Raw genomic sequence first — 12,276 nt, 5'->3', positions numbered from 1 at the left:
CTGACATGCAGAGGATCCACGATCCGCAGGAGCGGGGCTTCGCCTCGGACAACTATTCCGGCGTCCACCCGGAGGTGCTCGCGGCGCTCGCCGAGGCCAACGGGGGCCACCAGGTCGCCTACGGCGAGGACGTGTACACGGCGCGTCTCCAGGAGGTCGTGGCCCAGCACTTCGGCAAGGACGCCGCCGCGTGGCCGATGTTCAACGGGACCGGGGCGAACGTCGTCGGGCTCCAGGCCATGCTGCCCCGCTGGGGCGCGGTGATCTGCGCGGACACCGCGCACATCCACGTGGACGAGGGCGGCGCGCCCGAGAAGTCCGCCGGCATCAAGCTGCTGCCCGTGGCCACCGACGACGGCAAGCTCACCCCCGAGCTGATCGCCGCCGAGGCCTGGGGCTGGGGTGACGAGCACCGCGCCCAGCCCCTGGTCGTCTACCTCACCCAGTCCACCGAGCTCGGCACGGTCTACACCCCGGACGAGGTCAAGGCCATCACGGACTACGCCCACGAACACGGGATGCGCGTCTACATGGACGGCGCCCGCATCGCCAACGCCGCGGCCTCCCTGGGCCTGCCGCTGCGCGCCTTCACCACCGACGTCGGCGTGGACGTGCTCTCCCTCGGCGGCACCAAGAACGGGGCGCTGCTGGCCGAGGCCGTCGTCGTGCTCGACCCGGACGCCGCGGACGGCCTCGTGTACCTGCGCAAGAACCAGATGCAGCTGGCCTCGAAGATGCGCTTCGTCTCGGCGCAGCTGCTCGCGCTGTTCGACGGCGACCTGTACCTGCGCTCCGCCCGCCACGCCAACGCCATGGCCGCCCGGCTGCGCGCCGGCATCGAGGCGGGGGTCGCCGACGGCTCGCTGGCCGGCGTCGAGCTCACGCAGGCCACGGACGCCAACGCCGTGTTCGCCGTCCTGCCCGAGGGCGTGGCCGACCGGCTGCGCGCCCGCTTCCGGTTCTACGACTGGGACGCGGCGCGGCGCGAGGTGCGCTGGGTGTGCGGCTTCGACACGACCGAGGCCGACGTGGACGCGTTCACGGCCGCACTGCGCGCCGAACTCGTCCCCGTCGCCTGACGGACGCCCGCGGCCGGCGGGGACCACCCGCCGGCCCGAGCATCCGGGATACCCTTCTACCACCGTGCAGCAGGGTGGGATGCCGCGGCGTTCGACGCGCGTCCGACCGCTCTCCCACCGAAAGGCCACCGTGGACACCAGCGCACCCCGGACGTCCCCGTCGACGCCGCCCGCCTCCGCCGCCCACGCCACCCCCGAGGGCGGCTCCCTGCGGCGCACCCTCAAATCCCGGCATCTGACGATGATCGCGATGGGCGGCGCCATCGGCACGGGTCTCTTCGTGGCCTCGGGCAACACCATCGCGACCGCCGGCCCCGGTGGCGCCCTCGTGGCCTACGTGGCCATCGGCTTCATGGTGTTCCTGCTGATGCAGTCGCTCGGTGAGATGTCCACGTACCTGCCGGTCTCCGGCGCGTTCGAGGAGTACTCGACCCGCTTCGTGAGCCCCTCGTTCGGCTTCGCCATCGGCTGGAACTACTGGTACAACTGGGCGATCACGGTGGCCGCCGAGCTCGTCGCGGCGGCCCTGATCATGCGGTACTGGCTCCCGGACGTGCCCTCGTGGATCTGGTCCGCGATCTTCCTCGCGCTGCTCTTCGGCCTCAACGCCCTCTCCACGCGCGCCTACGGCGAGAGCGAGTTCTGGTTCTCGCTCATCAAGGTCGCCACGGTGGTGATCTTCCTGGTGCTCGGCGTCCTGATGATCGTCGGCATCCTCGGCGGCTCCTCCCCCGGCTTCCACAACTGGACCGACGGCGAGGCCCCCTTCGTGGGCGGCGGCGCCGGCATCCTGGCGATCTTCATGGTGGCCGGCTTCTCCTTCCAGGGCACCGAGCTGGTCGGCGTCGCCGCGGGCGAGGCCGAGGACCCGGAGAAGAACGTGCCCAAGGCGATCCGCACCGTGTTCGTGCGCATCCTGCTCTTCTACGTCGGCGCGATCACCGTCGTCGGCTTCCTCATCCCCTACACCAGCCCCCACCTGCTGGGCAGCGACGTCGAGGACATCTCGATCTCCCCGTTCACGCTCGTCTTCGAGAACGCGGGCGTGCTCGCCGCCGCCTCCGTGATGAACGCCGTGATCCTCACGGCCATCCTCTCCGCGGGCAACTCGGGCCTGTACGCCTCCACCCGCATGCTCTGGGCCCTGGCCGACTCCGGCAAGGCCCCGCGCTTCCTGGCGAAGGTGAACCGGCGCGGCGTGCCCATGAACGCCCTCTACGCCACCACCGCGGTGGGCGCGGCGTGCTTCCTGACCACGTTCATCGGGGACGGCGCCGCCTACGTGTGGCTCGTCTCCGCCTCGGGCCTGGCCGGGTTCATCGTGTGGATGGGCATCGCCTGGAGCCACTACCGGTTCCGGCGGGCCTACGTCGCGCAGGGCCACGACCCGAAGGACCTGCCCTACCGCGCGTTCCTGTTCCCCCTGGGCCCGATCGTCGCGCTGGTCATGTGCGCTGTCGTGATCCTCGGGCAGAACTACCAGGCATTCATGGGCGACGTGGACCTCGTGGCCGTGGCCACCGCGTACATCGGCCTGCCCCTGTTCCTCGCGCTGTGGCTCGGCCACAAGCTCGTCACCGGCTCGAAGCCGGTCCGCTACGAGGACGCCGACCTCACCCGCGTCCTGGACTGAGTCCCCCACCCCGGAGGTCGCCGTGTCCGCCCGCTCGTCCCACGTCCCCGCCGTCACCCCCACCGCCCGCGGCCGCCTGGTCTGGGTGGACGTCGCGCGCGGTCTGGCCCTGGTCTCGATGATGGTCGCCCACACGGCGCCCACCGGCGGCCCGGGCGGGGTGCTCCACCTCTCCGAGCACCTCACCGCGCCCCTGTTCGCGGCGCTCGTGGGCGTGGGCGCGCGCCTCGAGGCGGAGTGGCTGGGCCGTGGCCGGGCCGTGCCCCGCGCGCTCGTGCGGGCGGCCGCCCTGTTCGGGGCGGTGTGGCTGACCGGGCACTTCGGGGCGGCCGTCGTGAACGTGCTGGCGCACCTGGCTGTGCTCACGGTGGTCATGGCCCTGCTGGCCGCCCTCCCGCTCGGCGCGCACCTCGTGCTGGCCCTCCTCAGCGGCGGGGGCGGCCTCCTGCTCGCCGCCACGCCGACGGCCGACGTCGTCGACCGGCTCCTCCCCGCCGCGCAGGCGCTCGGGCTGAGCCGCGCGACGCTGACCCCGTGGGTCTCCGCGTTCCTCACGGACGGCCCGTACCGTCTCCCCCTGTTCCTCGCGTGGGCGCTGCTGGGGGCGGTGCTGGTCGCCGCCGTCCACGGCACGACGACGGCGGCCCCGGCCCGGAGCGCGCGGCTCACGGGACTCGGCTGGGCGGCCGGGGGGATCGCGCTGGCCGGCGTCGTGCTGGCCCTGTCCCGGACACAGACCGGCGCCGCGCCCGTGCCCTACACGGCGACCCCGGCGGAGGCCCTGCTGGACACGGGCCTCGTGCTGGCCGTGCTCGGCGCGTGCGCGGCCCTCATGCCGCGGCGGGCCGGGCTGCTGGCCGTGCCGGGCGCGATGACGCTGTCCGTGTACGTGGCGCACCTGTGGTACCTCGGGTGGGTGCTGCGGCTGGGTCCCGGCCCATGGCGCAGCGCCACGGGCACGGACGACACGTGGTTCAACCTGGCCGTGCTGGTCGCCGGCGCGCTGCTGCTGCCGCTGCTGTGGCGGGCCGTCGTGCGTATCGGCCCGTTCCGCGCGGGGCCGCTCGAGGGCGTCGTCCGCCTGCTGACGGCCCCGTTCGGCCGCGGGCGCTGACCGACGTCCACCCCAGCGGGTAGCCTCGAGAGCGTGAGCGAGCGAACCACCTACCTGCTGATCGACGGCGAGAACATCGACGCCACCCTCGGCACGTCCATCCTGCAGCGGCGCCCCCAGCCCGACGAGCGGCCACGCTGGAAGCGCCTGCTCGGCTACCTCGAGGACCGCTGGGACCAGCCGGTCAAGGGCCTGTTCTTCCTCGCCATCGACGGCGAGATCCCCATCCCGTTCGTCCAGGCACTCACCGCCCTCGGCTTCCAGCCGATCATGCTGCGCGGCGAGGGCAAGGTCGTGGACATCGGCATCCAGCGCACCGCGGAGGCGCTGCTGGGCCGGGAGGACGACGTCGTCCTCGTCAGCCACGACTCCGACTTCGCCCCCCAGCTCACCGACCTCGCGGCCACGCCGGGCCGACGCACCGGGATCATGGGCTTCGAGGAGTTCCTCTCCCACGAGCTGCGCCGCATCCCCGGGGTCGAGTTCTTCGACCTCGAGCACGCGGTGGGCGCGTTCGACTCGTCCCTGCCGCGCCTGCGCGTGATCGACGTCGAGGCGTTCGACCCGTACGAGTTCCTCTGACCCGCCGGGGGCGGCCCGCGGCTCCTCGCGAGTTTATAGACGCGGAGATAGTTCTGCCCTTACGATAAACTCGTGACTAAACTCGACGAAGTGGCCCGCGCCCTCGATGCCCTGGAGCGGGGGGCCACCGCCGCCGACCTGGAAAGTCAGACCCTCGACTTCAAACGTGACCCGGCCACCGTGGCGGAATTCCGCGGCAACCCGCGCGCCCAGCTCATCGACGAATTGACGACAGCCGTCATCTGCTTCGCCAACGCAGACGGTGGTCACATCGTGCTGGGAGTCGACGACAAGTCGAGCGGCCCGGAAGCCTTCACGGGCACCTCGGCCGACCGCAACGATTTACGCGCGAGATTGCACCACAACACCACACCGCCCGTGACGGTGGACATCCGTGAGGAGCACCGTCACGAGCATCGGATCCTCGTGATCCGCGTCGTCGAAGGCCTCGACCTCGTGACGAATTCCAAAGGCGTCGCGCATCAACGCCGGGGGACCGACTGCCATCCCATGTCGGAAGCGGCTCGACGCCACCTCGGCTACACCCGTCGGAATCCGGACTTCACTGCGCGCCGCTCCGAACGGGGCCCCAAGGACGTCAGCGGCGATGCCCTTGACCATGTGCGAGATCTGTTGCGCCGACTCCCGGACCTTCGACGCCAGCTCGCGGATCTGCACGATGACGACCTTCTCCGCAGTCTGGGGGCGGTCGACGGCCAAGGAAACCTACTCGTGGCGGGAGAGCTCGTCTTCTGCCCACCAGATCATGACACCGTGGACTTCTTGACCCGCCCTGCACCCGGAGCCGAGCCTTCGACACGCCGGCTGCGACTCCCCGTGGCCCAGGCACTCACCACCGTCATGGGGCTCATCAACACCGCCATCAATCCGGAAGTGACCTCGATCCCCTTGCCGACGGGTCAGGAACTGGCGCTCCCCGACTTCTCGCCCCTCGCTGTCGAGGAAGCGGTCACGAACGCGCTGGTCCACCGTGACTACGGAGTGCGGGACCGCGTTGTCATCGACCACAGTGCCACCACCTTGACGGTGCACTCTCCAGGCTCGCTCCCCTACGGCGTGGATCCGGACCGTCTCCTCAGCACCGTGTCGACGCCGCGGAACCCGCAGTTGATGTCCCTCCTCCAACAGCTCGGACTCGCAGAGCGCACCTCACGAGGCATCGATCGGATGTTTCGGGAGCAAATCCGAGTGGGGCAAACGCAGCCGGTCATCGAGCCGGATGACTATTCCGTGACCGTGCGGTTCAGCACCGGCGCGCCGAACCGCGCATTCGCCCGTTTTCTGGCCACCCTGCCGCCTGAGCTACGCGAGAATGTCGATGCCATCCTCCTCCTCGATCACTTGTGCCGACGGCCTTCTCTCTCCGCCGACGAAGCGGCGCGCATTCTGCAGGTTCCCGTCGACGAGGCCTCTCATCGCGTTGATACACTCTCGACGGCGCCGCACGCGCTGTTCGAACGCTCTTCCTCACCATCGAGTCGGAAGGCCGCATGGCGGCTCCTCCCTCTCACCGCAGCCGGCTTGGGGACGGCGGTGACACACAGGACCAAGGCAGACCAGGCGCGGCGACGGGTCGAGGCGCACTTGGACGAATACGGCTGGATCACAAACAAGACCATCCGAAACATGTTCGATCTGGACGTCCAGCAGGCCCGCCAACTGCTCGCGGACCTGCGCGATGCCGGTGTCGTCATGAAGGATCCTGCGGGCCCGGAACGCGGCCCGACCGTCCGGTGGCTCATCGCCAAGAAGTCGCGTCGTAGGAGATGAGTTCCTCTGACCGCCGGGGGCGGCCCGCGGCTCAGTCCGTGGGCAGCTCCAGCAGGCGTTCGACGGTGGCGGCCACCCCGTCGTCGTCGCACGCCCCGACCACGCCGTCCGCCGCGGCCAGCAGCGACGGGTGGCCCGAGGCCACGGCCAGGCCGAGACCGGCCCACTGGAGCATCTCCAGGTCGTTGGGCATGTCCCCGAACGCGACGACGTCGGCCGGCGCGACCCCCTTGCTCGCGGCGAACTCGGCGAGGGTCGCGGCCTTGTGCACGCCCGGCGCGGACATCTCCACGAGCGCGATGCCGGGCGCGGAGTGCGTGGCGCTCACGAGCTCGTCCAGCTCGGCGCGGGCCGCGGCGAGGAAGGCGTCCGGGGCCAGGGTGTCCGAGCGGGCCAGCAGCTTCACCACGCCCAGCCGACCCGGCAGCGCGGCCTCGAGCGTGGCCGCCGCGTGGACCTCGGCCCGGAACTCGGCGCGCTCGGAGAACGCGTGCTCCCAGAAGAAGCCCTCGAGGGTCTCGGCGCCGAAGGACACGGTGCGGTCCAGGGCGCGCAGCCGGTCCGTGGCGGTCCACACGGCCTCGACGGGCATGGGGTGGGCGATCAGCACGTCGTCCGTGGCGGTGTCCACGACGACGGCGCCGTTGGAGCAGATCACCGGGCCGACGGGACCGAGCTGCGCGCTCAGCGGGCCGAGCCAGCGGAGGGGACGGCCGGTCACGAACACCACCTCGACGCCGGCGTCGTGGGCGTCCCGCAGCGCCGCGATGGTGCGCGGGCTCAGGCGCCCCGACCGCGTGTGCCGGTACCCGATGATGGTGCCGTCCAGGTCCGTCGCGATCATCCGCGGACGGCGCGAGGGCAGGGGCAGGGCGGGCATGCGCTCAGTCTAGGCCGGGGCCGTGCGGCGGGCCGGGGTGTCCTCCGCGGGCGAGCGGGGGCACGATGGGGGCGTGGACACCGCACAGCAGACCACCGCACAGGACACCGCCCCGGACCCCGCGTCGACGACGCCCCGCACGGTCACCGTCACCGGCGCCGCCGGCAACATCGGCTACGCGCTGCTCTTCCGCATCGCCGCCGGCGGGATGCTCGGCCCGGACACCCCGGTCCGGCTGCGCCTGCTCGAGATCCCGGCCGCCCTGGGCGCCGCGGAGGGCACCGCCATGGAGCTCGCCGACGCGGCCTTCCCGCTGCTGGCCGACGTGGAGGTCACGGACGACCCGGCACGCGCCTTCGACGGCGTCCAGCACGCGCTGCTCGTCGGCGCGCGGCCGCGCACGAAGGGCATGGAGCGCGGCGACCTGCTCGAGGCGAACGGCGGGATCTTCGGGCCGCAGGGCCGGGCGATCAACGACCACGCGGCGCAGGACGTGCGGGTCGTCGTCGTCGGGAACCCGGCCAACACCAACGCGCTGATCGCCGCCGCGCACGCCCCGGACGTGCCGGCCGAACGCTTCACGGCGCTGACCCGGCTGGACCACAACCGGGCCGTGGCGCAGCTGGCGGCGCAGGCCGGCGTCGCGGTGACGGACGTGTCCGGCGTGACGATCTGGGGCAACCACTCCGCCACCCAGTTCCCGGACCTCACCCATGCCCGCGTGCGGGTGGACGGGACGTGGCGGCCGGCGCTCGAGGTGGTGGACCCGGTGTGGGCGGGCGAGGAGTTCGTGCCGCGCGTGGCTAAGCGGGGCGCGGAGATCATCGAGGTGCGCGGGGCGAGCTCGGCGGCGTCGGCGGCGTCCGCGGCGATCGACCACATCCGCGACTGGACCCTCGGCACCGGTGTGGACGCGGACGGTGCGCCGCGCCGGACGTCGGCCGCGGTGGTCTCGGACGGCTCCTACGGGGTGCCGGAGGGGCTGATCAGCTCGTTCCCCGTGACCTCCGACGGCGGCACCGCGTGGCGGATCGTGCCGGGGCTGGAGCCGGACGAGTCCGTGCTGCCGGGTGAGGGCGGGCGGCTGGCCGCGACCGTCGCCGAGCTGGAGGCCGAGCGCGACGCCGTGCGAGGGCTGGGCCTGCTCTGAGGCGGCCGGGATCGTCTGCGTCTCTGACCCTTCTGGGGGCGTCCCCACCCGCCGGAAGGGTCAGATGCGCAACAGATTCGTGCGGGGACGGGCGGGCGTCGGATCAGTCCGCGAGCTCGGCCCGCGTGGGCGGGTCCGCGCCCGGGCGGGAGGCCGTGATCGCCGACGCGCGGGAGGCGTAGATCAGCACCGACTCGACGTCGGCCGGGTCCATCGCGTGCAGGCGGCCGCGGTTCGCGGCGCCCAGCAGGGAGCGGTCGTCGAGGGCGGCGAGCAGGGCGGCGGTGAACGAGTCACCGGCGCCCACGGTATCCGCGACGTCCACGGGCACGATCGGCCGCTCCACCACGCCGTGCGCGCTGACGGCCACGATGTCCTCGGCGCCGCGGGTCATCACCACGAACGCCGGGCCCATCTGCTGCCACGCCTGCAGCGACTCGCGCAGCGGGCGGTCCGGGTACAGCCACGCGATGTCCTCGTCCGAGGCGTGCACCACGTCCGCCAGCCGCACGGACTCCTCCGCGCGGGCGCGGGCGAACGCCCGGTCCGGCACGATCGTGGGCCGCACGTTGGGGTCGTAGCTGATGGTCGTCACCGCGGAGATCCGCTCGAGCAGGGCCATCACCTCGGCGTCGCCGGGGGCGAGCATGGTGGCGATGGAGCCGGCATGCATGTGGTGCAGGGGGCCGCCGGCGGCGTCGTCGAAGTCCCGGGCGAGCGCGGTGGCGGGCGGCAGCGTCCAGTCCAGCTCGAACTCATAGCTGGCGGCACCCGTGGGGTCCAGGCGGGCGGTGGCCACGGAGGTGGCGGCGGCATCCGGCCCGAGCAGGCAGCGCACGCCGTTCTCCCGCAGGTGCGAGGCGATCATGTCCCCGTGCGCATCGCGGCCGAGGCGGCCGGCGAACAGGACGGGCCGCTCCAGCCGGCTCAGGCCCACGGCCACGTTCAGGGGGCTGCCACCGACGTGCACGCGGGGGGTCGCGGTGTCCGAGACCACGACGTCGACGAGCGCCTCTCCGATCACACCACAGTACTGAGCCACGCGCCCCACGGTACCCTAATCACCGGCGCGGAACCGGGGCTGTGCGCAGGCTTCCAGGCCCCCGAGAAACGCCCGACACCCCCATCCCCGACCCCTCGGCAGGCGGCCATGTCCCCCACCCCCACCCGGCCCTCACGCGGCCCCGGCTGGCGCCTCCACGGCGACGGCCGCACCATCACCCCGGGCACCGTCGTCGCCCCGGACGAGCGGCTGAGCTGGCCGCGGACCGTGGGCATCGGCGTGCAGCACGTGATGGCCATGTTCGGCGCCACCGTGCTCGTGCCCGCCCTGACCGGCATGCCCGCGACGACGGCGCTGCTCTTCTCCGGCCTCGGCACCCTGCTCTTCCTGGTCATCACGGGCAACCGCCTGCCCTCGTACCTGGGCAGCTCGTTCGCGTTCATCGCACCGCTGACGGCCGCCGCCACGATCGGCGGCACGGGGGCCGCGCTCGGCGGCATCCTCGTGACGGGCCTGCTGCTCACGGTGATCGGCGCGATCGTGCACCGCGCCGGCACCGGCTGGATCCACGCGCTCATGCCGCCGGCGGTGATGGGCACGATCGTGGCCCTGATCGGCCTCAACCTCGCCGGCGCCACGACGACGGCCATGCAGGAGGTGCCCGTCACCACGTTCGGCACGGCCCTGGCGGTGGTGCTCACGGCGGTGGCGTTCCGGGGACTCCTGGGCCGCCTGTCCATCCTCGTGGGCATCGTGGTGGGCTACCTGCTGGCCCTCGCGCAGGGCCAGGTGGACTTCGCCGCCGTCGGGGAGGCCGCCTGGATCGGGCTGCCGCCCTTCCACGGCCCGGAGCTGCGCTGGGACCTGCTGCCCCTGTTCCTGCCCGTGGTGCTCGTGCTGGTCGCGGAGAACATCGGCCATGTCAGGACCGTCGGGCTGATGACCAAGCGCGACCTGGACCCGCTCACCGGCCGTGCCCTCATCGCGGACGGCCTGTCCACCATGCTCTCCGGCGCGGGCGGCGGCGTCGGCACCACCACGTATGCGGAGAACATCGGCGTGATGGCCAGCTCGCGCGTCTACTCGACCGCGGCGTATTGGGTGGCCGGCCTCACCGCGATCGCCCTCGCGTTCCTGCCGAAGTTCGGGGCCGCCGTCGCCACCATCCCGGCCGGGGTGGCCGGCGGCGCGGGCATCATCCTCTACGGGATGATCGGCATGATGGGCGTGCGCATCTGGGTGCAGAACCGCGTGGACTTCTCCAACACCGTGAACCTCATGACGGCGGGTGCGGGCCTGATCATCGCGATCGCCGACCCCCAGCTCGTGGTGGGCGGGCTCGTCTTCGGCGGCATCACGCTCGGCACGGTCGCCGCCCTGGTGGTGTACCACCTCATGACGGCGATCGCCCGCGCCCGCGGCACCGAGCCGGTGCCCGAGGACGAGGAGCAGTTCGAGGCCTCGGAGGCCGGGCGACTCGGCTGACCCCCGACCCCGACCCGCCGCGCCCTTTCGGTCGTGAGATAGGGCCAATCTCACGACCGAAAGCGCTGAGAACCCCCATTTCACGTTCGAAAGCGCTGGGCTGGGCTGGGCTGCGCGGGGCGGGGGCGGGGCGAGGCGGGGCTGGGGGCAGTGCCCGTCAGCCGGCCGCGACCTCCTCGTCGGCGAGGGTGAGGACCTGGTCGAGCACGTCGAGGCCGAAGCGCAGGTCCTCGTCCGAGATGTTCAGCGGCGGGCACAGGTGGAACCGGTTCTCGGCCATGAACAGCAGCAGCCCCCGGTCCTTGGCCTCGGCCATCATCCGCCCCATCACGGGCGCGACCTGACCGAGCGGGGCCAGCCGCTCCCGGGTCTGCCGGTCCTTCACCAGCTCGACGGCCCAGAACGCGCCGGCGCCGCGCACATCGCCCACGCTCGGATGGGCCGCGGCGATCTCGGCCAGGCGCGGCCCGATGATCTGACCGCCGATCCGCTTCGCGTGGGCGACCATGCCCTCCTCCTCCATCGCGGTGATCGCGGCGACGGCGGCCGCGCACGCGAGGGGGTGGCCCGAGTAGGTCAGGCCGCCGGGGTAGGGCGTGGTCGCGAAGCTCTCGTAGACGTCGTCGCTCATGGCGACGCCGCCCAGCGGCACGTACCCGGAGTTGACCCCCTTGGCGAACGTGACGATGTCCGGGGTGACGCCCGTGAGCTGATGGCCGAACCACTCGCCCACGCGGCCGAAGCCGACCATGACCTCGTCGATGATCAGCAGGATCCCGTGCTCGCGGCACAGCTCCCCGACGCCGGCCATGTAGCCCGGCGGCGGCAGGAAGATGCCCGCGGTGCCGGGGACGGCCTCGAGGACCACGGCGGCCACGGTGGAGGGGCCCTCGAGCTCGATCACGTCGCGCAGGTGGGCCAGCGCGCGCTCGGCCTCCTGCTCGTCGCTCTCCGAGCCGAAAGCGGAGCGGTACGTGTACGCGGGCTGGAAGTGCACGACGCCGTCGGAGGCCGAGTCCGAGCCCACGCGCCGCAGGGAGCCGGTCAGGTTCGCCGTCAGGCGCGTGGCGCCGTGGTACGAGAGGTACGCGGAGAGCACCTTGTGCCGGCCCGTGTGCAGGCGCGCCATCCGCACCGCGTGCTCGTTGGCCTCCGCGCCCGCGTTCGTGAAGAACACGTGGTTGATGGATTCCGGCAGCCGCTCCGTGATCAGCCGGGCCGCCTCGGACCGGGCGTCGTTGACGTGCTGCGGGGCCACGGTGGCCAGCGTCTCGGCCTGCTCGCGGATCGCGGCCACGATCTTCGGGTGGCGGTGGCCGACGTTCGTGAAGACGAGCTGCCCGCTGAAGTCGACCATGGGCCGACCCTCGCCGTCCCACACCCACGACCCCTCGGCGTCGAGGATGGTCATGGGATTCAGGTCGCGCTGCGCGCTCCACGAGTGGAACACGTGCGCGCGGTCGAGCTCGTGGGCGCGGCGGCCCCGCTCGATGGCCTCGTCGCTGATCCGGGGGTCCCGGCGACCGACGTGCTGCTGATGCTCGGACATGCGCCCTCCT

10 protein-coding genes are annotated in these 12,276 nt (G+C 72.4%); 7 read left to right on the top strand and 3 right to left on the bottom strand.

Going from position 1 to position 12,276, the window contains the following annotated elements:
* The first annotated feature begins 5 nt into the window (after window positions 1–5).
* From AC3RKA_RS00225 to AC3RKA_RS00205, 5 genes are all read left to right on the top strand, one after another.
* A complete protein-coding gene (locus AC3RKA_RS00225) occupies window positions 6–1,079 on the top strand; it encodes a threonine aldolase family protein (protein ID WP_489727292.1) in 1,074 nt (357 codons plus the stop codon).
* A gap of 130 nt (window positions 1,080–1,209) precedes the next feature.
* Window positions 1,210–2,712, top strand: a complete 1,503-nt coding sequence (locus AC3RKA_RS00220; protein WP_446724871.1) for an amino acid permease — start codon at window positions 1,210–1,212, stop codon at window positions 2,710–2,712.
* 22 nt (window positions 2,713–2,734) lie between these two features.
* A complete protein-coding gene (locus tag AC3RKA_RS00215; RefSeq protein WP_206399794.1) occupies window positions 2,735–3,826 on the top strand; it encodes a hypothetical protein in 1,092 nt (363 codons plus the stop codon).
* Between the two features lie 33 nt (window positions 3,827–3,859).
* A complete protein-coding gene (locus AC3RKA_RS00210) occupies window positions 3,860–4,408 on the top strand; it encodes an NYN domain-containing protein (RefSeq protein WP_036384994.1) in 549 nt (182 codons plus the stop codon).
* Window positions 4,409–4,480: 72 nt separating this feature from the next.
* Window positions 4,481–6,199 carry an RNA/DNA-binding domain-containing protein gene (locus AC3RKA_RS00205; RefSeq protein ID WP_489727291.1) on the top strand — a complete coding sequence of 573 codons (1,719 nt, stop codon included), beginning with the start codon at window positions 4,481–4,483 and terminating at the stop codon, window positions 6,197–6,199.
* A 31-nt stretch (window positions 6,200–6,230) separates the two neighbouring features.
* On the opposite strand, the gene AC3RKA_RS00200 is transcribed toward AC3RKA_RS00205, so the two are convergent.
* On the bottom strand, window positions 6,231–7,079 hold the full coding sequence (locus AC3RKA_RS00200) for an HAD family hydrolase (protein WP_489727290.1): 849 nt from the start codon (window positions 7,077–7,079) through the stop codon (window positions 6,231–6,233).
* A gap of 73 nt (window positions 7,080–7,152) precedes the next feature.
* Between AC3RKA_RS00200 and AC3RKA_RS00195 the strand changes: the two genes are divergently transcribed.
* Complete coding sequence (locus tag AC3RKA_RS00195; protein ID WP_489727289.1) at window positions 7,153–8,229, top strand: malate dehydrogenase; 1,077 nt, start codon at window positions 7,153–7,155, stop codon at window positions 8,227–8,229.
* Between the two features lie 103 nt (window positions 8,230–8,332).
* On the opposite strand, the gene AC3RKA_RS00190 is transcribed toward AC3RKA_RS00195, so the two are convergent.
* Window positions 8,333–9,253 carry a carbohydrate kinase family protein gene (locus AC3RKA_RS00190; protein ID WP_489727607.1) on the bottom strand — a complete coding sequence of 307 codons (921 nt, stop codon included), beginning with the start codon at window positions 9,251–9,253 and terminating at the stop codon, window positions 8,333–8,335.
* 126 nt (window positions 9,254–9,379) lie between these two features.
* Between AC3RKA_RS00190 and AC3RKA_RS00185 the strand changes: the two genes are divergently transcribed.
* The gene (locus tag AC3RKA_RS00185; RefSeq protein WP_002858219.1) at window positions 9,380–10,717 is read left to right on the top strand and encodes a uracil-xanthine permease family protein; all 1,338 of its coding nucleotides are present in this window, start codon (window positions 9,380–9,382) and stop codon (window positions 10,715–10,717) included.
* Window positions 10,718–10,874: 157 nt separating this feature from the next.
* Here the strand turns inward: AC3RKA_RS00185 and AC3RKA_RS00180 are convergent, their stop codons facing one another.
* Window positions 10,875–12,266, bottom strand: coding sequence for an aspartate aminotransferase family protein (locus AC3RKA_RS00180; RefSeq protein WP_002858218.1), 1,392 nt, complete (start codon window positions 12,264–12,266; stop codon window positions 10,875–10,877).
* Window positions 12,267–12,276: the final 10 nt, after the last annotated feature.

This window comes from Micrococcus sp. iso_229 (genome assembly GCF_058072725.1).
This window is presented reverse-complemented; position numbering and strand designations above follow the sequence as displayed.

What these genes read in the sequence shown, in the direction of transcription:
- AC3RKA_RS00225 (WP_489727292.1), top strand. Translation starts at nt 6, where the DNA reads ATGCAGAGGATCCACGATCCGCAGGAGCGGGGCTTCGCCTCGGACAAC.
- AC3RKA_RS00200 (WP_489727290.1), bottom strand. Translation starts at nt 7,079, where the DNA reads ATGCCCGCCCTGCCCCTGCCCTCGCGCCGTCCGCGGATGATCGCGACG.
- AC3RKA_RS00185 (WP_002858219.1), top strand. Translation starts at nt 9,380, where the DNA reads ATGTCCCCCACCCCCACCCGGCCCTCACGCGGCCCCGGCTGGCGCCTC.
- AC3RKA_RS00180 (WP_002858218.1), bottom strand. Translation starts at nt 12,266, where the DNA reads ATGTCCGAGCATCAGCAGCACGTCGGTCGCCGGGACCCCCGGATCAGC.